General features: G+C 44.4%; 18 protein-coding genes and 1 pseudogene. 5 read left to right on the forward strand and 14 right to left on the reverse strand.

What is annotated here, in order from left to right:
• Positions 1 to 23: 23 nt before the first annotated feature.
• The 8 genes and pseudogenes from aroB to pilM all read right to left on the reverse strand — a co-directional run bounded on the left by aroB (position 24) and on the right by pilM (position 6,455).
• Positions 24 to 1,091, reverse strand: coding sequence for a 3-dehydroquinate synthase (gene aroB / locus V6N89_RS02010; protein WP_338519904.1), 1,068 nt, complete (start codon positions 1,089 to 1,091; stop codon positions 24 to 26).
• A 30-nt stretch (positions 1,092 to 1,121) separates the two neighbouring features.
• Positions 1,122 to 1,638, reverse strand: a pseudogene (aroK, locus tag V6N89_RS02015) (shikimate kinase AroK).
• 267 nt (positions 1,639 to 1,905) lie between these two features.
• Positions 1,906 to 3,678 (reverse strand): type IV pilus secretin PilQ, encoded by a 1,773-nt coding sequence (locus tag V6N89_RS02020; RefSeq protein WP_346993334.1) that lies wholly within the window; start codon positions 3,676 to 3,678, stop codon positions 1,906 to 1,908.
• A gap of 57 nt (positions 3,679 to 3,735) precedes the next feature.
• Complete coding sequence (locus tag V6N89_RS02025; protein ID WP_346993335.1) at positions 3,736 to 3,981, reverse strand: pilus assembly protein PilP; 246 nt, start codon at positions 3,979 to 3,981, stop codon at positions 3,736 to 3,738.
• 7 nt (positions 3,982 to 3,988) lie between these two features.
• The gene (locus V6N89_RS02030) at positions 3,989 to 4,207 is read right to left on the reverse strand and encodes a pilus assembly protein PilP (protein ID WP_346993336.1); all 219 of its coding nucleotides are present in this window, start codon (positions 4,205 to 4,207) and stop codon (positions 3,989 to 3,991) included.
• Complete coding sequence (locus V6N89_RS02035; protein ID WP_338520198.1) at positions 4,207 to 4,818, reverse strand: type 4a pilus biogenesis protein PilO; 612 nt, start codon at positions 4,816 to 4,818, stop codon at positions 4,207 to 4,209. The genes V6N89_RS02030 and V6N89_RS02035 overlap by 1 nt, the downstream gene beginning before the upstream one ends.
• Before the next feature lie 3 nt (positions 4,819 to 4,821).
• The gene (locus tag V6N89_RS02040; RefSeq protein ID WP_338519907.1) at positions 4,822 to 5,400 is read right to left on the reverse strand and encodes a PilN domain-containing protein; all 579 of its coding nucleotides are present in this window, start codon (positions 5,398 to 5,400) and stop codon (positions 4,822 to 4,824) included.
• On the reverse strand, positions 5,388 to 6,455 hold the full coding sequence (pilM, locus tag V6N89_RS02045) for a type IV pilus assembly protein PilM (protein ID WP_338519908.1): 1,068 nt from the start codon (positions 6,453 to 6,455) through the stop codon (positions 5,388 to 5,390). The genes V6N89_RS02040 and pilM overlap by 13 nt, the downstream gene beginning before the upstream one ends.
• 136 nt (positions 6,456 to 6,591) lie before the next feature.
• Here pilM and V6N89_RS02050 point away from each other — a divergent pair, with 136 nt between their 5' ends.
• The 3 genes from V6N89_RS02050 (at position 6,592) to yghU (ending at position 12,428) form a co-directional block, all read left to right on the forward strand.
• Complete coding sequence (locus V6N89_RS02050; protein ID WP_346993337.1) at positions 6,592 to 9,255, forward strand: penicillin-binding protein 1A; 2,664 nt, start codon at positions 6,592 to 6,594, stop codon at positions 9,253 to 9,255.
• 78 nt (positions 9,256 to 9,333) lie between these two features.
• The gene (locus V6N89_RS02055; protein ID WP_346993338.1) at positions 9,334 to 11,025 is read left to right on the forward strand and encodes an NAD-dependent malic enzyme; all 1,692 of its coding nucleotides are present in this window, start codon (positions 9,334 to 9,336) and stop codon (positions 11,023 to 11,025) included.
• Between the two features lie 545 nt (positions 11,026 to 11,570).
• Positions 11,571 to 12,428 carry a glutathione-dependent disulfide-bond oxidoreductase gene (gene yghU / locus V6N89_RS02060; RefSeq protein WP_338519909.1) on the forward strand — a complete coding sequence of 286 codons (858 nt, stop codon included), beginning with the start codon at positions 11,571 to 11,573 and terminating at the stop codon, positions 12,426 to 12,428.
• A 46-nt stretch (positions 12,429 to 12,474) separates the two neighbouring features.
• Here the strand turns inward: yghU and V6N89_RS02065 are convergent, their stop codons facing one another.
• Positions 12,475 to 12,996 carry a hypothetical protein gene (locus V6N89_RS02065; protein WP_338519910.1) on the reverse strand — a complete coding sequence of 174 codons (522 nt, stop codon included), beginning with the start codon at positions 12,994 to 12,996 and terminating at the stop codon, positions 12,475 to 12,477.
• A 575-nt stretch (positions 12,997 to 13,571) separates the two neighbouring features.
• Here V6N89_RS02065 and V6N89_RS02070 point away from each other — a divergent pair.
• On the forward strand, positions 13,572 to 15,050 hold the full coding sequence (locus V6N89_RS02070; protein WP_346993339.1) for a catalase: 1,479 nt from the start codon (positions 13,572 to 13,574) through the stop codon (positions 15,048 to 15,050).
• Between the two features lie 82 nt (positions 15,051 to 15,132).
• On the opposite strand, the gene V6N89_RS02075 is transcribed toward V6N89_RS02070, so the two are convergent.
• Positions 15,133 to 15,606 (reverse strand): TetR-like C-terminal domain-containing protein, encoded by a 474-nt coding sequence (locus V6N89_RS02075; RefSeq protein WP_346993340.1) that lies wholly within the window; start codon positions 15,604 to 15,606, stop codon positions 15,133 to 15,135.
• Positions 15,607 to 15,633: 27 nt separating this feature from the next.
• Here V6N89_RS02075 and V6N89_RS02080 point away from each other — a divergent pair, with 27 nt between their 5' ends.
• Positions 15,634 to 16,152, forward strand: coding sequence for a DUF2855 family protein (locus tag V6N89_RS02080; protein WP_338519914.1), 519 nt, complete (start codon positions 15,634 to 15,636; stop codon positions 16,150 to 16,152).
• Positions 16,153 to 16,349: 197 nt separating this feature from the next.
• Here the strand turns inward: V6N89_RS02080 and V6N89_RS02085 are convergent, their stop codons facing one another.
• The 4 genes from V6N89_RS02085 to argA form a co-directional block, all read right to left on the reverse strand.
• The gene (locus tag V6N89_RS02085) at positions 16,350 to 17,216 is read right to left on the reverse strand and encodes an alpha/beta hydrolase family protein (protein ID WP_338519915.1); all 867 of its coding nucleotides are present in this window, start codon (positions 17,214 to 17,216) and stop codon (positions 16,350 to 16,352) included.
• Positions 17,217 to 17,291: 75 nt separating this feature from the next.
• A complete protein-coding gene (locus V6N89_RS02090) occupies positions 17,292 to 17,903 on the reverse strand; it encodes an EAL domain-containing protein (protein ID WP_338519916.1) in 612 nt (203 codons plus the stop codon).
• Complete coding sequence (locus V6N89_RS02095; protein ID WP_338519917.1) at positions 17,854 to 19,557, reverse strand: GGDEF domain-containing protein; 1,704 nt, start codon at positions 19,555 to 19,557, stop codon at positions 17,854 to 17,856. Before V6N89_RS02095 ends, V6N89_RS02090 begins: the two co-directional genes overlap by 50 nt.
• Before the next feature lie 106 nt (positions 19,558 to 19,663).
• Positions 19,664 to 20,974 (reverse strand): amino-acid N-acetyltransferase, encoded by a 1,311-nt coding sequence (argA, locus tag V6N89_RS02100; protein WP_346993341.1) that lies wholly within the window; start codon positions 20,972 to 20,974, stop codon positions 19,664 to 19,666.
• Positions 20,975 to 20,986: the final 12 nt, after the last annotated feature.

The raw sequence follows: 20,986 nt of genomic DNA on the forward strand, positions 1-20,986 counted from the left end.
TCGTTCAACAAGGTGTTAAACCACTAGGCCAGCAAGAGAGTTAGGATGTCGTCAGTCACTTTTTTAGTTACTACCGCTTTGCCTATCCCTTGTGGCAGTACAAAGCGTATGTTTCCAGCCTCAACTTTCTTGTCGCGTTTCATGTGCTTCACGTAGTCTTCTTTGGTCATGTCATTAGGACCTTCAACCGGAAGCTTGAATGCTTCAAAAAGGTCTTGGACACGACGAGTTTCTGACGGCGTAAACCAAGAAAGTGCTTCTGCAGCTTTACAAGCAATTATAGTACCAGCGGCTACAGCTTCGCCGTGCAGCCAGTTACCGTATCCTTGCTCAGCTTCAATGGCATGTCCGAAGGTGTGGCCTAGATTAAGAATGGCACGCAATCCACCCTCTCGCTCATCCTTTGCTACAACATCCGCTTTGATTTCACAGCAGCGAAGTATCGCCTCACTGAGTGCGTTTTTGTCAAGCGCGGTCAAAGTATCAATATTTTCTTCAAGCCAAATGAAGAAGTCTGCATCGTAAATAATGCCGTACTTGATAACCTCTGCCATACCAGCGGCAAATTCGCGTGAAGGTAAAGTTGTGATGGAGTCGATATCAATGGCAACAAAAACAGGTTGGTAAAACGCACCAATCATATTCTTGCCTAATGGGTGATTTACCGCGGTTTTGCCCCCTACCGATGAATCAACTTGAGATAGCAAGGTTGTCGGTACTTGAATAAAGGGAACGCCCCGTTGATATGTCGCTGCAACAAAACCCGTTAAATCGCCAATAACGCCACCACCAAGGGCGATGAGTGTGGTATCTCTTGCCGCATTTAGCTCAAGCAGGCGTGTCATAACCACCTCAAACTGCGTGAGATTTTTATGTTGCTCACCATCGGGCAAGACAATCGTTTCAACACGTACATCGCCACATGCTGCAATAGCGGTGTCTAGGTACAGTGGGGCAACGGTATCGTTGGTGACAATAACGGCCAATGGGCCTTTGATATAGGGACGAAAAAGGCCGGGTTGCGACAGCAGCCCAGCCTCTATCTGTATAGGATAGCTACGTTCTCCAAGTTCCACAGTTAAGGTTGACATGGGCGTAGCACCTCCTATTACATTGTTAGTTTACAGACCGATTTTACTAATTATTTGATTCGCTACTGCGCGCGCAGACTGGTCATCTGTGTCTACGATGTAGTCAGCCACTTCTTCGTAAAGCGGGTTGCGCATTTCAGCAAGCTCGCGAAGTACCTTCTCAGGATCTTCATTTTGTAGCAAAGGGCGACGCTTGTCGCGTTGTGTACGGGCAACTTGCTTATCGATAGTTGTTTGTAAATAAACAACAATACCGCGGGCAGATAAACGGTTGCGCACAGCTTTGGTTACAATAGAACCACCGTGCGGTGGCAAGCACAATACCTTGCTTATCGGTCAAGTCGTTGATGACGTTTTCTTCGCGTTTACGGAATCCGTCTTCACCTTCAAGGTCAAAGATCCAAGCGATGTCGGCACCAGTGCGGCGCTCTATTTCCTGATCTGAATCAAAAAAGTCTAGGTGAAGTTCATCTGCCAGATGTCTACCGATGGTACTTTTGCCAGCACCCATTGGGCCAACTAAAAAGATATTACGTTTTTCAGCCATATTTGCTTATATCACAACTTAATCATGTTAGGGGCAGCGCACTGTTGCCTTACCAGCCTACCCATTGACTCGTGCCTATTTAGTGTCCAATAAGCACCACTCCTTAAACCTCGCTAAAATTTCGAGGGCGTGATTATCTCAGTTTCCTACAAGGCGATGCAAGTTTTGTTACGAACAATTAGCGGATACCTGTAAGTTTACTTACAAAAAAGCTTAAAAAATAAAAAACGCGCTGTAAAAAGCGCGTTTTTGTCGTTCTAGAAACTTCTAAGGGCGCTCAGTTACGATTTTGGGTGTAACAAAAATCAAAAGTTCTCGTTTTTGTTGTATTTGTGACGTGTTTCTAAATAGTGCACCAACAACGGGTAAATCACCAAACAATGGAACTTTGGTTACGCCATCAGAGCTGGTTTGTTGGAAAATCCCGCCCAATACAATAGTTTCGCCATTTTCTACCAGAACTTGCGTCTTAATCTCTTGTGTATCAATGGCAACAGCGTCACCGGTTGACGTTGAAACGGTTTCACCACGGGTGTCTTGTGTTACTACCAGATCAAGAATAATACGATTGTCAGGTGTTATATGCGGGGTAACTTTCAGCGAAAGTACCGCTTTTTTGAATTCCACCGCCGTTGCACCGCTTGATGTAGCCTGCACAAAAGGAATTTCGGTACCTTGCTCAATATAAGCTTCGTGTTGATTTGCTACGGTAATACGCGGGCTTGCTATGATTTCGCCCTTGTTCTCTGACTCTAGCGCTGATAACTCTAAATCTAGAATAGTACCGTCAACCAAACTGGCTACCTGAAAACCAATGCTAGCTGCAGAGGTACTAGCCACAGGAAGGTTCACGTTTAAACGGTCGCCAATGGTTGGAATTACACCGCCCGCAATGGTATCAGCGCCTTCTATAGAGCCTGAAACACCGTTATCATCTTGGCGATCACTGAAGCCCCAACGTACGCCTAGCTGTTCATCCACGTTATCTAGTACGGTAACCATTCTGCTTTCAATTAATACTTGTTTTACCGGTACGTCTAACACGTCAATCATCTTTCTTGCTTGGTCAATCGACGCAAGCGTATCGCGAATAAGCAGTGTATTTGTTCTGTCATCAACGGTAACACCGCCACGAGCAGACAAAATACCGCCTTCTGTTGACTTCAAAATGGTGGCAAGCGCAGCGGCTTTAGCATAGTTAATGGGTATATTAACCGTGTGCAGAGGGGCTAAGTCTGACACTTGTTTCTTTGACTGTAAGGCTTGTGTCTCGCGGGCTGCAAGTTCTTCTGCTGGTGCAATGAGTAGGATGTTCCCTTCTAAACGTTTATCTAAACCCTTAACGCGTAAAATCATATCTAGCGCCTGATCCCAAGGTACACCTGATAAGCTAATTGTCACATTACCAGTAACTGTGTCTGTCGTGACTAAGTTGAAACCATTCACTTGTGCAATAATTTGAAGGACTTGCCGTACAGGTACATCTTGAAAGTCAAGAGAGATAGGTTCGCCCGTATACACGGTTTCGCCTTCCAACGCTTCTTGCTGCTCTGTATTCATCGCTTTAATTTCAATGCGAAGCACACCGTCTTTTATAGTGTTTTGGACAACGACAGGGCCAGAGTAATTAACTTCTATTCGTGCATCGTTTTTGTCTTCAAACGTTTCGATAGTCGACACTAATGTGCCGAAGTCTGCGACATTTAATTCGACAAGTTGGCCTTCACCTAGGCGAGTATTGGAAAGTGTGACTGATACTTTTCCTTGCGATTCGACAAGCTGCAGCTTGGGCGGCTTTCCTTCGAAAGTGACAAGAGTGACAGCAGCACGTTCAGCACCTTGCGTAAAATCGAGGTTGGTAATCGTAGTGAGTTGCTCAGCGTCTGCTACGCCCTCTACGTCGACTAATACAGGTTCCTGTGCCTTAACGGGCGCCATGATAAGCGTTACAGACAAAAGTGTAGCGATAGCAGTGGCTAACCAATACCACCTTGGCGCTCTACGATTCAGAGATTTGTTAAATATGTATCGTTCGGCCATGCTTACTCTCCCGCCTTCGATGCTGTAGTCATTGTTGTTGTTTTCCTTTGCCAGCAGCTAAGCACCATCTGGTAATGACTGTTCAATAGTAATTGAATCACTGCCAATTTGCGTAATTTTTCCATAAAACAAGCCGATACGACTACCTATTCTTGCTTTATGTAGTACGCCATCGTTACTTCTAATCAACGCCCATTGCACGCCACTCACTTCAAAATTACCTGAAAGTGACAGTGCATCTACGCCATAAGCTTCCAACGCTTCTTTTGGTCTTTGAAAGTTTGGCTGGTAGCAATTTTCCATACTTGGTTTACTCACTAGGTGCTGTATTTCTTTTGGGCTGCTCAAACGGACTGCGCATTGCGCTAGCGCTATAGCTAAACGGCGGGTGAGTGTTAAATTCTGGATAGGGCTCAATTTGCGGCGTTGTTCTGTCCTTCACACTTTGTGTATAGGCTTGTAAGTCATCAATTTTGGGTGCACAACCCATAACAACCATGATGCTTAAAAGAGTTAAAAGGTAGCGCATTATTCTTCCTCCCCATCGATATCAGATGAGTTCTCAGAGCGATACGTTTTTGCCTGTAACTTCAGTGAAAGACCGCTGTTTAAACGCTGAATGTCGAAATCGTGTAGCGTTACAATACGCGGTAAATCAGCAATTTTAGAAACAAATTCGCCAAAATTATGATAGCCACCACTCACTTCCATTTCGATGGGCAGTTCAGTGTAGAATTCCTTTGGTACTTCTTGTTGCCAGTTTAGTAATTCGAAAGTTAGACCGGAAGATGTTCCCACATAGGTAATGTCGTCAAGTAGCCCTGGTGTTTCATTACTGGTTGGGAGGCTCTTGAGCATTGACGAAAAATCTTTCTTAATTTGCGCCAACTGTTCTTGGTAGGCTTCAAGATTTGCTGCAATACGGTATTTTGCTTCAAATTGAAGTTTGAGTTCTTGCTCTTTCAGTTCAGCAGCGTCCAGTGTGGGAAGCTTGGGGCTTACTAGCATGTAATAACTTAAGGCGCCTACTAAAATGGCGACAAAGGCACCCACTACAATGCGCACTTCATGCGGCCAAATAGCCACTTGCTCAAAATCTAGCTCATTGAGCTCTTTCAGCTTTGAAACGTCAAATTTCATCATCTACTGCGCTCCATCTTTGTTCGTTTCCAAAGGAGCAACACTGGGGTTAATTAAGAACGTCAATGTAAAGTTGCTTACCGCGCGTGCTGCAGAGCTATCTGATTTAATGGTAGAAAGTTCAGCCGCAACAAAAACCTTGGACTCGTCTAACCCACGCATAAAGTCAGACAGGCGATTATTCGAATCACTCATGCCTTTAATTTCAATGCGATTTCCCGTGCGCGTCATCGATTCAAACGCTACGCCCGAAGGAACCAGTTTGACTAACTCATCAAAAACGATAGGTGCGACATTGCGGCTTGCTTGAAGCTGCTCAATAAGGGCCATACGTTGCTCAATGGCATTTTTACTGTCTTTCACTTTCTTAATTTGCGCAATTTGTTCGTCAAGTATGGCAATTTCTTGTTCTAAATACTGATTTCGAGAATTTTGATTACTGATTTGCTGGTCAATAGCTTGACCTACAAACCAGAAAATAAGCCCAACAATCGCAGCCACAGCAAGTAGTGCGGCCAGGTATTGTTGTTTTTGATGCTGGCGTTGTTTTTCTCGCCAAGGTAATAAATTTACATGTGCCATGTAGTAAAACTCCTACTGGCGAGACCCGCTGCAATGGCAAGTTGGGGAGCAATTTTTTGCAATCGCTCAGCATCAAGCTTAGGGTTGATAGTCATATTACTAAACGGATTAAAACAACGTACTTCGATACCTAAATCTTGATTAAGCATATCGACAAGAGGGGCTATTGTCGCAGCACCACCGCTCAATAAAATATTGGTGGGCCGTTCTGCGTGAAGGGTGCTCATATACATTTGTAATGCGCGATTAATATTTTGCTGTAAGTTAGCTGCGAATATAGGCAGAGTGTCTTCTACCCAATTACCCGCAAGCGAGCCGTCTAAAAGCTGTCGTTCCGCATCTTCTCTTTCCATCATATGAATAGCGCTTAGATCATTGATAAGCTGATTTAAACCAAACGCGTGCTCTTTTGTGTAAACAACGTTTCCGTCTTTAATAACACATAATTGAAGAAGAGAGGCGCCTACGTTGATGCAGCACAGTGGCTGCTCTGGTGTTTCATTCTGATGGAAATAATCAATTGCATTACCAATGGCGTAGTTTTCCATATCGACAATTTTAGGCTCAAAGTTTGCCTCTCTGGCTAGCAGTAAACGGCTATCAACCAAGTCTTTGTGAGCCGCAGTTAGCAACACATTTACTTTGCCTGTGTGTGTTGTACTTGGGCCCATTTCTTCAAAGTCGAGGTAAACTTCTTCTAATGGATAAGGAATAAGACTGTCCGCTTCAATTTCAATTTGGTTCTCAAGCTCATAATCACTCTGGTCTGGATCCATATAAACAATCTTGCTGATCACAGAGGTACCAGCCACCGCAACATTTGCTTGCTTTATTTTCGTTCTAAGCGCTTTTCTAATTTTCTTAAGTGCAATACTGATAGACTCATAGTCTTTAATATCGCGCTCAGAGAACGCTACTTTATTGATAGGTTCACACGCGTACCCTTGAAGTACGTACCCATCTTTTGATTGCTCAAGCCACACCGCTTTTATTTGACGCGTGCCTATATCTAAGCCCACAATGGGCGGCAGCTTTTTGTTAAACAGCGATTTCATTTGCAAGTGTCCAGTTTCAAAGGTTATTGCTCTACAGTACAATATTACTCTATTCGACTTATACGTATGGTTCTATAGATAACACATACGTATAAAATATACGTCATTTCAACAAAATGTGTTGGTATCCGTTACAGTGAAGTACATCAAACCGTTTATTTTATTTATTTTTCTATCAGGGCTGTTGGGCTCTGTTGCACTGGTAGGTATATACTTTTATATCAAACCAGACCTGCCAAGTGTTACTGTACTTAAGGATGTTCGCCTGCAAACACCCATGCAGATTTACACCAAAGACGGAAAACTTATTTCACAGTATGGAGTTAAACGGCGGATCCCAGTAAAACTTGAGGATGTCCCTCAAGATTTGATCAATGCCATACTCGCTACCGAAGATAGTCGTTTCTATGAGCACCACGGTATTGACCCCATAGGTATTGTGCGTGCAGCAGTAAGTCTAGTACTAACTGGGGAAAAGCGTCAGGGCGCAAGTACACTTACCATGCAGCTTGCGCGTGGTTTCTTCCTTACCAGAGAAAAAACCTACATTCGAAAAGTAAAAGAAATCTTTATCGCGTTGCATATGGAGCAGGAGCTGTCGAAAGAGGAAATCCTTGAGCTCTATCTAAATAAAATCGAGCTGGGGCATCGCGCTTTCGGATTTGGTGCTGCTTCGCAGGTGTACTACGGAAAACCCCTTAATGAGCTTAATTTGGCGCAAATGGCCACAATTGCAGGCTTGCCAAAAGCACCATCGGTACTAAACCCCATTAGCGGGCCAGAACGCTCGGTTGAACGACGGAAAGTCGTCCTGCTTAGAATGCTAGATGAGCAATATATTACCAAAGCGCAGTTTGATGCAGCAGCCAGTGAACCTGTTACTGCGCGTAAGCATGGTGCAGAAATAGAAGTCGATGCGCCTTATCTAGCCGACACTATTTACAATGAGATGGTTGAGATCTACGGCAAAGAAGAAGCGGAGACCGGTGGGTATCAAGTATATGCTACGGCTTCATCTGACATACAGATTGCGGCGCAGGAAGCCGTCGTTCGAAATCTTCATGACTATGATGAACGTCATGGCTATAAAGGGCCATTGGGCTATTTGTGGAACAGTCCCAACCCAGAAACTACAGAGGAGCCTATTGCGCAGCTATCATTAAGTTTTGATATTAGTGACCGCACGGTTAGAGGCGCGTGGGACGAGACATCGATGCTTAACGCATTAAGCGAAATTCCATATATTAAACCTCTTATGCCAGCGGTGGTGACTTCGCTAGATGAGCAATTGATAGAAGTGCTAGGTGTTGATGGTGAAACACGCACGATTACTTGGGATGGTTTAGATTGGGCACGCAAATATATCACGGACTTTCGTCAAGGCAGCGACCCTAAATTAGCGTCGGATATTACCCAAGAGGGTGCAGTGATTTATATCCGTGAACAAGAAGGACAGTGGCGCATTTCACAGATGCCGGAAGTGAGCGGCGCTTTTGTTGCGCTTAATCCTCAAAATGGCGCTGTTGAAGCTGTAGTTGGCGGCTATAGTTTTTATCAAAGTCAGTTCAATCGCGCCACTCAAGCCAAACGTCAGGTAGGCTCAAACATAAAACCATTTGTGTACTCTGCGGCAATCAATAGTGGTTATACCCTAGCGTCAATCATTAATGATGCACCCATTAATCAATGGAACGCGGCTACTGGGGTTGCATGGCGTCCACAAAATTCACCCGCAGAATACGATGGCCCAATTCGAATGCGAAAAGCATTGGGCAAATCAAAGAACGTGGTCTCTGTAAGACTTTTACGTGGAGTTGGCTTGCGTGAAACCGCTGATTATTTAACGCGTTTTGGATTTGACGCTGATGATATCCCGCTAGACGAAACGGTTTCACTAGGCTCAAGTTCACATACGCCGTTGGAAGTGGCTCGCGGAATGGCAGTGATTGCTAATGGCGGCTATTTGGTAAATCCTCACTTTATTAGCAAAGTGCTAGATGAGAACGGCGAGGAGTTATGGCGCGCTAACCCAGTGTGGGCGTGTAATCGTTGCGAAAGTGAAAGTGCCCCAGATTTTGCTCCCGAAAGCGATGAAGATGATATTGAAGCGTTACTTGAAGCACAGCTCAACCAAGACGTTTTCTTGGTAGGTTCAGTGGATGAGAACGAGGAGGAGAAGGTTATCGCTCCCCAGGTTATCAGTGCACAAAATGCCTTCTTAGTGGGAGAAATGATGCGTACTGCGGTAAGAGCTAATGGGAGCTGGAACAAAAAAACCTATTGGCTTGGCACAGGCTGGCGCTCTCGCAACATTTTACAGCGTACCGACATAGTAAGCAAAACAGGTACCACCAATGACTCTCGAGACACCTGGTTTAGCGGCTTTCATAAAGATATTGTGGCTACCACTTGGGTGGGGTTTGACAATATGGGACGCCAGTTGGGTAGAGCAACGCGGAATCAAAACTTAATCAACAAAAATCCTGAGAAGTTCAATTGGATAGGAAATGCGTTGATTGGCACCGAAGATGGTGCGAAGGCCGCAGGGCCTGCATGGATAAGGTTTATGCAGTTTGCTCTGAAAGATAAGCCCCATACACCTATGCCCGTGCCAGAAGATATAGTCAGAGTTCGCATTGATCGTACCAGTGGAAAGTTGACCAGACGAACAGACCATACGACACTATTTGAATATTTCCTGCAAGGCACTGAGCCAACCACCTATGTTCGCGATGACGAGGTGATTGACCCAGCGACCCAGGATACGACTACTGCGCCAGAGCCAGAAGAGATATTCTAATTAAAAAAAGCGTGTGCCACGAGCGCACGGCTTTTGGCTATGGCGATATATTTGCCTGAACCTATTATCGGAAAAACAATGTCAGAAGATTCGCAGCGATATCTTTATATTCCTCACGCTAAGCCCATCATTGCTGGAAACCCCCTACTAAACAAAGGTAGTGCTTTCACTGCTAGAGAGCGAGCCGCATTCAACTTAACTGGGCTTGTGCCACCGCGTTTCGAAACTATCGAAGAGCAGGTTGAACGCGCTTATATGCAATACAGCAGCTTCGATGAGGCGCTTAATAAACATATATACTTGCGTGCCATTCAGGACAATAACGAAACCTTATTTTACCGTCTTATTCAAAAGCATATTGATGAGATGATGCCCATTATCTATACCCCAACGGTAGGGGATGCGTGTGAGCAGTTCTCTGATATCTATCGCAGTTCGCGCGGTTTGTTTGTCTCTTATGAAGAGCGTCATCAGCTAGACGATATTGTGCGTAACGCGACAAAGCGCAAGGTAAAAGTGATTGTGGTCACCGACGGTGAACGCATACTTGGTCTTGGCGACCAAGGTATCGGCGGTATGGGGATCCCAATTGGTAAATTATCGCTTTATACCGCTTGCGGTGGCATTAGTCCCGCATATACGCTGCCTGTGATGCTTGATGTTGGTACTAACAATGAAAAGCTGCTAAACGACCCTATGTATATGGGCGCGAGACATCCACGTATTGGTCAGGAAGAATACGACGAGTTTGTCGATATGTTTATCAAAGCAGTAAAACGTCGTTGGCCTGATGTAATGATTCAGTTCGAAGATTTTGCGCAGCCCAATGCCATGCCGTTGTTAAATCGTTATCGCAATGAGGTATGTTGTTTTAACGACGATATTCAAGGTACGGCAGCGGTTACATTGGGTACCATATTGGCAGCTTGTCGCACCAAGCAGCAAAAGCTTAGCGAAATGAAGGTGGTGTTCGTCGGCGCGGGCTCTGCTGGCTGCGGTATTGCTGAAATGCTTATTCAACAAATGGTGTTTGAAGGCATTAGTGATGAGCAAGCGCGCAAACAAGTATTTATGATTGATCGTTTTGGTCTTGTTACTGAAGGCATGGAAGGATTGCGTGACTTCCAACAAAAACTTCAACAGAAGACAGAAGACTTAGCCGAGTGGACCTTTAGTGGCGATTACGCCTCTTTGTTAGATGTAATGCACTGTGCGCAGCCAGATGTACTCATTGGCGTTTCAGGTCAACCAGGCTTGTTTACTGAACAAGTGATCCGCGCAATGAAGCAATCGTGTGAGTTACCTATTATTTTTCCACTTAGCAACCCTTCTAGACAGGTTGAGGCTCGTCCTGAGCAGGTTATTGAATGGACCGATGGTGAAGTTATCATTGCAACGGGAAGTCCATTTAAGCCAGTTGAATACAACGGTAAAATATTCCCAATTGCCCAGTGCAATAACTCCTATATCTTTCCTGGTATTGGTTTGGGTGTCGTTGCGGCAAAAGCGAAGCTAATTAGCGACGAAATGCTTATGGCAGCAAGTAATGCCTTAGCAGCAGCTTCTCCGTTAGTGAATACCGGTGTAGGCTCGTTATTACCACCGTTAGGCGCGATAGCACAACTGAGTCGAGAAATTGCTTTTGAAGTTGCCAAAGTCGCAATGGAACAAGGGCTTGCACTGGAAATGTCTGATGAGGCATTACGCGAAAGTATTGAACGTAATTTCTGGAAGGCAGAGTACCGACCTTATAAACGCGTGAGTATCTAGTAAGCGAAAGCCATTACTTATTATCGATACTACAAAAAAGCAGGCTCAGCCTGCTTTTTTTATTTGTATTCGAAACGCCACACGTTTTTTATCAAGCCATTAAGTAAAAAGGTGTTGCACATGAGCAACATCTTCATGCATTCATTGTCTGCTCTAAATATAAATATTGACTTATGCAACTGAAAATAAATGAATTTTATTTTCTGGCATGGTCATTGTAATAGCATGTATGAATACGTCGGCGAACATTGTCGTCTTTTTTGCTACGAAGAGACAAACAATGATGTTTCTGCTGACTTTTTGACTAACGGTGTTTCCCAGTTTGCGGGCAATGGACTGCTCGCCTTTTATTTCTTAACCGAGCCAATGTGCTCGGTTTTTTTATGTCGGTTAACGCGAATAGCTGTGTGTTAATCGAAGTATTGAACTATAAATCTTTAAAACCTGTTCTTTGTAATCATGTATAGCAAAGAGAAGTTGCTGGTAGCAGTGCCAATGCAACCCACCTTCATACCCCTAACACTTTAACGCTTAAGGACCCAAGTATGTCGACAACAGAAATTTATACCCCGCCTGATGTGTGGACACAAGCCGAGGATGACGGCAACAAGTGGGCAAGCATCAACCGTCCTGTATCCGGTGCGACACACGAAAAAGCGCGCGACATAGGCGAACATGGATTACAGCTTTACTCACTGGCAACCCCTAATGGGCAAAAAGTGACTATCATGCTTGAAGAGCTTTTGGCCGCAGGAGTAAACGACGCTGATTATGACGCATGGCTAATAAATATAGGAGAGGGCGATCAATTTTCGTCGGGGTTTGTAGACGTAAACCCAAATAGCAAAATACCTGCGTTGGTCGATACCACAACATCACCAGAAACTAAGCTATTTGAGTCAGGGTCTATTTTGGTCTACTTGGCAGAAAAGTTTGACAAGTTTATTCCAAGCGATCCACATGCCAAAGCGCAGTGTTTTAACTGGTTGTTTTGGCAAATGGGATCTGCACCATATTTAGGTGGAGGGTTCGGTCATTTCTACAGTTACGCACCGTATCCAATGGAATATCCCATTAACCGCTTTACTATGGAAACAAAACGCCAGCTTGATGTGCTTGATAAACATCTTGCGAATAATGCGTTTATGGCGGGTGACGAATTTTCAATTGCCGATATCGCAATTTGGCCGTGGTATGGCAACCTAGTATTGGGCAATCTTTATGATGCAGCAACATTTTTACAAGTACACGAGTACAAGCATCTATTAAGTTGGGCGCAGAAAGTCGAACAGCGCGAGGGCGTTAAACGCGGTCGCATTGTGAATAGGACTTGGGGTGAAGACGGTCAACTCCCTAACAGACACAGTGCAAGTGACGTCGACGAAGCGCTGGCTAACAAGTAATGTAAGGAGGGGACCGTGTGAAAGCGGTCCTTTCTCACGCTGTGCACTAAATAAGCTGTGCAGTACTTTTGAGGTAAGCCCGTTGAAGTGGAGTGAAATCCCACTCACTCAAAAAAACGCGAAACTCATAATCACCTACTTTACCTTCCCACACCGTATTAGGCGCAGAAGCCCATGTTTTCATCGAAACGAGTTTGCCTTGTAAACAGTGCAGCACCTGCTGTTTTTCACCACTAGCCGTTCGACTGTCGTAAGCGTTTGTAATGATAGAACCTGGTTCGCAGTCGGCATCAAAAAAAATAAAACCACGAAAAATACCCTCAGAATCTATCGTAACTAAAGACGCATAATGCTTGTCTTGTGCCACTTTGCGAAGTGCAGGAAGGTCTCCTTCAACATATTTAATTTGAAGTCGCGACGCTTCATTGTGCCATTGCCAACCCGTGCTCCCCATAAAGCCAAGCTCTTGGGCTTTGGCGTTACTTTCGCTTAACACACGATAAGAAAACGCAGCACTCGTTGCCACGATAATGAATACAAATACAACGGCAAAAATACCTTTTTTCATGTCAGCTCAACAATGTGTGCAGTGATAAAAAACCTTAATGTAGATTTTACGTTTAGCTCACCATTCCAGTTTCGCCTAGAGATAATGGTTAATGTTATTTAATAACTAGAGCATGTTGACCTTTGCGGTACACTTTTTGTTCATTCCAAGTGAGCATCAGGCAATGAACGAGTTGCGTGGTTTGGTTATTCCAAATTAGCGACGAGTAAAGCCGCATGAGGTTCGCTTGGATGAACCTTTCAGGCAGCAATTGTTTAGCATTTATCCTGCGTCTGCGCACACTTATGTAGATGGCTACACGACGTGTGCACTTCCTTGTCTAAATGCTAAACACTTGCTGCAAAAACGTACGGCAAAGGTCAACATGCTCTAGTACAGACGTCGTTGTAGCGTTGATTTTCTTAATTAAGCTAAAAGGATTTGATATCAATAATAGATTGGAGGGATTGATTTACTTTGTTTTAATTGTTTTTATTAATTGCGGATACTTACAGCTACGATATTTGAGCAAGTCGTGTTGCCCTCTCATATGAGTGCAAGACTTTGTTTACGACATAAATTTGAAGGAATTCGCTATGAGTAAGTGCCCCTTTTCTGGTTCAGAACAACAGACAACGACATTGACATCGAGCAACGGTGCACCTGTTGCTAATGACAATCAAAGTCGCACAGCAGGTGCCAGAGGACCTGTGATATTTGATAACCATTATTTGTTTGAAAAGCTGGCTCATTTTAATCGAGAGCGCATTCCAGAGCGCGTAGTACATGCCAGAGGAAGTGCAGCTTATGGAACATTCACTTTAACCAAAGATCTCTCCAACTACACGATTGCAGATTTTCTTCAAAATGAAGGAAAACAAACTGACGTGTTCTTGCGTTTCTCCACAGTTGGAGGAGGGCAAGATTCAAGTGATTTTGCAAGAGATCCGCGAGGCTTTGCCGTGAAGTTTTACACCGAGCAGGGAAACTGGGATATGGTCGGTAATAATACCCCTGTCTTCTTTCTACGAGACGGTATTAAATTTCCGGACTTCATTCATAGTCAAAAGAAAAATCCGCGCACTAACTTACCCGATCCACAAGCGATATATGAATTTTGGGCCAACAACCCACAATCACTGCATCAATCAACCATTTTGATGTCAGATCGCGGGATTCCAAAATCGTATCGCCATGTAAACGGGTATAGTTCGCATACCTTGAGTTTTTGGAACGCAAGCAGTGAACGTGTTTGGGTAAAATGGCACTTTAAAACCAATCAAGGAATCAAAACACTCACAAACGAAGAGGCTGCACGCATGCTTACTTTTGGCGCACAGCAAGATTTAGTGGAAAGTATAGATAAGGGCGATTTTCCGTCTTGGACCGTCAACGTGCAAATTATGACGGAGGAGGAAGCACGTCAGTACCACATTAACCCTTTCGACGTGACAAAAGTATGGCCGCACAATGACTTCCCATTAATTGAAGTAGGTCAGTTGGAGTTAAACCGGAACGTTGATAACTATTTTGCTGAAACCGAGCAGGTCGCCTTTGCGCCGAGTAATCTTGTTCCAGGTATTAGCGTATCGCCAGATAGAATGCTGCAAGCACGTCTATTAGCATACCAAGACGCCCATCGTTATAGAGTAGGAGCAAATTTTAATCAAATTCCTGTGAATGCACCTAAATGCCCAGTACATAATTATCAGCGTGATGGGGCTTTTGCCGGGGTGAATCCACACTTAGCGGGAAGTGGAGCAAACTTCTATCCGAATAATCGTGCAAAGTATGGTGAACCAATCGAGCAAGCGCAGTATCAAGAACCACCTATGCCACTTGAGCGGGACGCATGGCTTGATATCTTTGATAATCGCGATGAAGACAATTATTCGCAGGCTTATGATTTGTATCGCATTATGAGTGAGGACCAAAAAAATCAGCTTGTGAACAACATTGCTGATGGGTTAAGTCAAGCAACGCAAGATGTGCAAGAAGCCATGTTTGTACAATATGACTTAGCCGATTCTGACTACGGTAAACGTGTGCGCAACGCCGTAGCCAATCGCAGCTAGTGCGCACAATGTAGCTAGACTGCTTAACATAGACTACACGATCAGCCATCATAGTGCTCACCCCTTCTTATGAGGGGGAGTGCTATTGCGTTGCAACTAGCGCATAAACATGGAGTCTAATGGCCTGAAGTGCTCGCTCCTTCCAATTGTACCATGCTATTCGATTGCTGATCTCATGCTGATTCAGCGTAATGTAACCGTGATTGAACGCCCAAATCTGCATGGCGATATCTTGCTTTTCTTCTACAGATAAGTCCTTTTTAACCAGAGTCGCAGTTAGTTTTGTCAACGTAATAAAGGCTTTTTGACCGACGGCAATTGCGTCATCTGAAGGTGTGTAGTCTTTTACATTAGACGCAAAAATAAGACGGTAGTGAGCCGCGTGAGTTTCTGAAAATGTCAGTATTCTTTCGCAGCCGTTAATCACTCTTTCTGCGGGTGTATTGCCAACAGCGGCATTCATTTCTGCTTCTACCAGCTCGAAACCTTCGATATAGAGGGCGTCTAAAATACCTTGCTTACCTTTGAAGTGGCTGTATATGCCAATAGTCGACATACCCGCCCCTTGTGCAGTAGCTACAGATTGCCGCTGCCGCAAGGGTACAACCTTTATCGCTTACTTCCTGCGAGTAATGGGAAGCCTGATAGTTCTCAGCATCATCAGTACAATCTGCAAATGTTGTTATGGCCGCTATTTATTACCTCATATTGCCTGTGGGAGGCGGTCAGTGCCATAGACGTAGCGCAACGCGAGCAAGTTGTTATTGTGAGTGCGTCTAGTAAAACCAGCATGGGGCTTGCTTTTGCGCTAAAAGAAAAGGGGATAAGCGCTACTGGTATTACATCAAGAAAACACGTGGGCATGGTAAAACGTGTCGATGTCTACGATGAGGTCATTAGTTACGACGACCTTGCTTCACTTCCTATGGTGCCCAGTGTGGTTGTTGATATGTCGGGAAGTGCAAAAGTGAAAGAAGCGCTTACAGAATATATCGGCCAACAAAACATGCGCTACATACAAGTAGGGCTAACACATTGGCATGATGTGACTGATCAAGAGCAAACAGACAATACGTTCATTTTTGCGCCAGCCCACATATAACAGCTTGTCGCTGAAATAGGCCCCGCTGAATTTACTAAACAAAGCAGCGCCTTTATTTTCAAAGCAATTGCGTGGAGTAATGCGTGGCTTAAGGTTGAAGAGCGTAGCGGGCTTGAAGCGCTTGCTGAGGACTTTGCTCAGCATTGTGGCGGGAAGATCCCCGCCAATATCGGCCGTGTTTATACGCTGGGGTAGCGCTACAGGTACTGATTAAAGTAGTCTGAAACTTTTGGCCACAAGTGCTGGCATTTTCGAGAGAAAAACTTCATGTGGCCAATTTCGTTGACACCATGTGCTTGTGGTTCGAGCTCTTCTACTTCTGCTTCCATATTTGGAAATACGCTTATCATGTCATGTACGTTGGCGATGTTAGCAATATCATCGTCGGTGGCTAGCATCCACTTTGACGGCAGCGAAATATTGTCGTAGTGATGCGTTTTTACATCATTACCAAACGCCGTTTTCACGTAGCCACTCCCGTTACACCAATGCTGCCATTGGCGCGCTACTTTTTTAGGTAGCGGCTCTCCCATCCCCACCCACTGAGATTTAGTGTGACCAAATAGAAGATTACTCACGGGTATATAAAAATTCATAAAGAAATGCGCTTTAAGCAAATAACTCTTTCGCATGTTGCGCAAACTGCCTGATGAACTGCCAAAGTTACAAAACGCAGTTAAATCGTGCACGTTGTGCATAAGGCCGAGTAGTTGCCCGCCAGCACTGTGGCCTACTAGAAAATAATGTACGTTGGGGAAAGTCACTTTGAGTGTTTCAAGCACGGCTGGCATATCTTGCTCGCCCCATTTAATTAATGAAGCGTCACTTTTACTTACTGTTGAGTGAGCTGATTCACCAATACCTCGATTATCAAAGGTAATGACACCAAAACCCTGTTCGCATAAATAAGTGGCAAAAGCATGGTAAAACTGGCGTTTTATGCCAGTGGCAGGGCCAATCATTATAGCGCCTTTTGCCGAAGATTGAGGTAAGAACAATGTGGCAGCTAAACGTGTACTGTCGCTGCACACTATAGCGATGTCTTTAGATGAAATACTGTTCACAAAAAGGCCTACTTTTATCTCTTTTGACTGGTCAAACCAGTAAAGCTTCTTGCGAGCAAAATTGCAATGGGAAAACTATTTTATTGCGTGATGAGCGTGTATAGATTCCTGACCAACCCAATGTGACACGGGGGCGGGTTTACCAAAAAGATAACCCTGAAACATGGTCACTCCCATGACCTGTAATACTTCAAATTGCGTTATTGTTTCAACGCCTTCAGCCACAGTTTTCATATTTAAACTCTTGGCAAGATTCACCGTCATTTCAACAATTTTTCTGTGCCTTTCAGAGGTTTCGATACTCTCAATAAATTCTCTGTCAATTTTTAAAACAGAGGCAGACATGTCGATGAGCTGAGAAAGAGAGGCATGCCCAGTACCAAAATCATCAATGATAATCGTGGCACCAATGTTGGCCAGTGACTTAAGACGTCGCTTGGTTTCATTATGACTTGCAAGCACAGAGGTTTCGGTAAGCTCGAGCTTTATTTGCTTACATAGCACAGGGTTTTCTGAGAACCGTCTAAGCAGCTTTTCGTAGAAAACGTCACTTAATAGCTCTGGACCTGACAAGTTAATGGCAAGTGGCGCGAATGGCAGGTTTTTGGGCCACGAAGTAATAAGTTCGACGGTGCCATCAATCACTTTTTGGGTAAAAAGTATTTCCCAGCCGTTTTCTTCGACCACTGGGATAAATTGAGCTAAGCTGAAGGATATTATTGCTGGCGCGATCATTAAGTCTTGCAAGCACCTCGTAGCTCACTACATTTTCTTCGGTATCGACTTGCGGTTGAAGAAACAGTGCTAGGCAGCCAGTATCGAGCAGTGACTTAACCTTGTCTTTATGCTGTGTGTTTTCTCTGATAACTCTCACAGCATTCGCACTAAATGGTACAAAAGGCATTTGGTACGTACACTGGCTAAGCGCAATTGTGCAGCATTCCACCGCTGTGTCAGGGCTGATTTCTTTGGTGGGAGTTGCATAACCAGCGCGCCATTCTAGCTGAAAGTTTCTGTCTTCGTTACCTAGGCTGATAATTGAATATCGAGGAAGTTGGCGACTTAACCACGTCTCTATATTCTGGCCAGTCAGTTGTAAATTAGGTAAAGCGAAAAGAAATTTAGCGCCAGGAAAATGATATAGCTCAACGGAAGAAGGTACTACTTCTTTAAGTTGTGATGCGACATCGCGTAGAACATCATCGCCAACTGAATGGCCGTAGCGTAAGTTGATATCACGCAGGTTGCTTAACTTCAGTAACACCACATGTTTATTGATAATGGTATCTTCTGCGTCAGATTTACGCCAATAATTATGGTTCTTAAGTAAAGTAAGCTCGTTAGTATACAGCTTTTCAAACTGTTGCTTGCGAATAGCATCTAGCTCGCGCGTACTTTTTTTCATCGACGATACGTCATGGCAATGAATAAGCTGCTTTTGGTGGTGTGTTAAACTGGCAAATTGCAAAATAAACTCGCAATCTGAGTTGCCCTTAATGGTCGCTGGCTGATTTTTACCTTTTCCAAAAGGCGAAGATAGCTCAAATATATCTTCTATGTTATCCGCGTGCGCATGCTGTGCTCTTTTAAATTTGCGTATCAGTTTTCGCCCAGCTCTGTTTGCCTGCAATATACGCCCTTGCTCATCACAGAAAAAAGAGGGCGTACCTCCGTTGTTAAAAATTTCCTGATACTGGTGCACTAATTTGTTGAGCTTTCGACTTTGTTGGAGGTTGCTTGAAGACTGCTTTTCCAGCGATGACATTACGCGTAAAACGGCCAGCGGAATACAAAAGTTAAAGAACAAAAATAGCAGTGATGCAATGTAAGTATGCGTTTCGGGTAAAGTAATATCTATGCCAGCAAGCGGTGAAAGCGGCTTGTTATTAATAAGCAACATGTAGGGAACAATGTTAAATAACATGACCAAAACAGATGCCTTGGTGCCATACATTAACCTGACAATGATAGGTAGCGTAAACAGCAACAAAAATCCGTAACGGGCTATGGTGAAGTCAACTGTAAAAAACACAATACAGAAAGACGCCGCGACAATTGTGCTAACAAGGCTATAGGAGGCAAGTTTTACTTGCGGTTTCTTGATGGCTAACGTTGCATATAGCAGCAAAGAAAAGCCAATAGTAAGCACGAGAACGTGATACATGCCCTTCATGTAGGCGGTATAAGAAGAGTGAATTACGATAGCAGACGTTAAAACCACTCCCACCAATAAGATTATGCGAAGTACGCTCAAACGCCAAATGCTTGCATCTGTGGTATTAAGATGCTCGCTATCGAGAAGTAAGTATCGTTGTAATGCGCTTTTTAGACGGGATAACACTAGTAAACCACTGATTTAAAATTTGTTATTCAATACTAGAGTTTTTAATATAACCGCTTACAAGGCATTGGGATAGTGCTAAATGAAAACTATTTTAGGTGTTTGGTTACACTGGTAACGTAAACACCTTTGAGTTGCGCTGAAAGTTATAGAGTTCTTTTTTTACAGAGGGCAGTGCGCTGATATCGGCAGGCTCAAAACCTTGCTCCAAAAACCAGTGTGCAGTCACTGTGGTAAGCACAAAAATACGATTAATGTCTGCTTCTTTCGCACGTAGTCGAACTTCATCAAGAATGCGCTCTCCACGGTTTTTACCGCGATAATCCTGATGTGTTGCAACACATGCAAGCTCAGCACAGCCATCTTCAGGGTAGAGATAAAGCGCTGCACAGGCGATGATCATGCCGTCACGTACAATCACAATAAACTGATTAATCTCGTTCTCTAAACGCTCGCGAGAGCGTTTCACAAGCACGCCGCTTTCTTCTAAGGGCTTAATCAATTTTAAAATGCCACCCACGTCATCAATAGTGGCAGCACGCAGCTGCTCATAATGATGCTCCATTACTAGCGATCCCGTACCGTCGCGAGTAAACAGTTCTTGTAGCAGAGCTCCGTCTTGCTCAAAGCTGATGCAGTGAGCACGAGGAACGCCGGCTGCGACGCTGGTGGTCAGTGCGCTAAGTACAGTGTCCTCTGTGGTGATGTCGCCAGCCATCATAAGTTGCTCTAGCTGCGGACGCTCGATAGTACGCAGTAGTCTACCTTCACGGTTGTAAATACCGTCGAAGTTGGAAAACACAATGAGCTTGTCTGCCTTAAGTGCTATAGCGGCTTGTGTTGCCACATCTTCGTGAGACAGATTAAACACTTCACCTGTTGATGAGTAGCCCATTGGCGAGAGCAGAACAATAGAGCCGTCGTTAAGATGGTCATTAATACCGGTGGTGTCAATGCGGCGCACAAGGCCGGTATTCTCAAAGTCTACCCCATTGCGCACGCCCATAGGCTTTGCCACTACCAAGTTGCCTGAGCACACCCGAATTTGGGAGCCATGCATGGGCGAATTCGGCAACCCCATGGTAAGTAGCGCTTCAACCTGAGAGCGCACAGAGCCTGCGGCATCTTTTACGCACTCAAGAGTTTGCTTGTCGGTAATACGCACACCACTATCAAAACGGCCCTCAATATTGCGAAGTGCCACACGCTGATCAATTTGAGGGCGAGCACCATGTACTACCACAACGCGCACGCCCAAACTATTGAGAAGGGCAATGTCGTGGATAATATTGGGGAAGTTTGGGTGTTCAATGGCTTCGCCACCGAACATTAGCACAAAGGTTTTTCCCTGATGCGCGTTTATGTAAGGCAGTGAACTGCGAAACAGTTTAATACCATCGTGATGTGCTAATACCATTTGCGTGTCCTT

The sequence above is a fragment of the Alteromonas gracilis genome (assembly GCF_036870955.2).
In the GTDB taxonomy this organism is placed as follows: domain Bacteria; phylum Pseudomonadota; class Gammaproteobacteria; order Enterobacterales; family Alteromonadaceae; genus Alteromonas; species Alteromonas gracilis_A.

Coding starts and splice junctions, on each gene's coding strand:
- aroB (WP_338519904.1), bottom strand. CDS start 1,091: ATGTCAACCTTAACTGTGGAACTTGGAGAACGTAGCTATCCTATACAG.
- V6N89_RS02020 (WP_346993334.1), bottom strand. CDS start 3,678: ATGGCCGAACGATACATATTTAACAAATCTCTGAATCGTAGAGCGCCA.
- V6N89_RS02025 (WP_346993335.1), bottom strand. CDS start 3,981: ATGGAAAATTGCTACCAGCCAAACTTTCAAAGACCAAAAGAAGCGTTG.
- V6N89_RS02030 (WP_346993336.1), bottom strand. CDS start 4,207: ATGCGCTACCTTTTAACTCTTTTAAGCATCATGGTTGTTATGGGTTGT.
- V6N89_RS02035 (WP_338520198.1), bottom strand. CDS start 4,818: ATGAAATTTGACGTTTCAAAGCTGAAAGAGCTCAATGAGCTAGATTTT.
- V6N89_RS02040 (WP_338519907.1), bottom strand. CDS start 5,400: ATGGCACATGTAAATTTATTACCTTGGCGAGAAAAACAACGCCAGCAT.
- pilM (WP_338519908.1), bottom strand. CDS start 6,455: ATGAAATCGCTGTTTAACAAAAAGCTGCCGCCCATTGTGGGCTTAGAT.
- V6N89_RS02055 (WP_346993338.1), top strand. CDS start 9,334: ATGTCAGAAGATTCGCAGCGATATCTTTATATTCCTCACGCTAAGCCC.
- yghU (WP_338519909.1), top strand. CDS start 11,571: ATGTCGACAACAGAAATTTATACCCCGCCTGATGTGTGGACACAAGCC.
- V6N89_RS02065 (WP_338519910.1), bottom strand. CDS start 12,996: ATGAAAAAAGGTATTTTTGCCGTTGTATTTGTATTCATTATCGTGGCA.
- V6N89_RS02070 (WP_346993339.1), top strand. CDS start 13,572: ATGAGTAAGTGCCCCTTTTCTGGTTCAGAACAACAGACAACGACATTG.
- V6N89_RS02075 (WP_346993340.1), bottom strand. CDS start 15,606: ATGTCGACTATTGGCATATACAGCCACTTCAAAGGTAAGCAAGGTATT.
- argA (WP_346993341.1), bottom strand. CDS start 20,974: ATGGTATTAGCACATCACGATGGTATTAAACTGTTTCGCAGTTCACTG.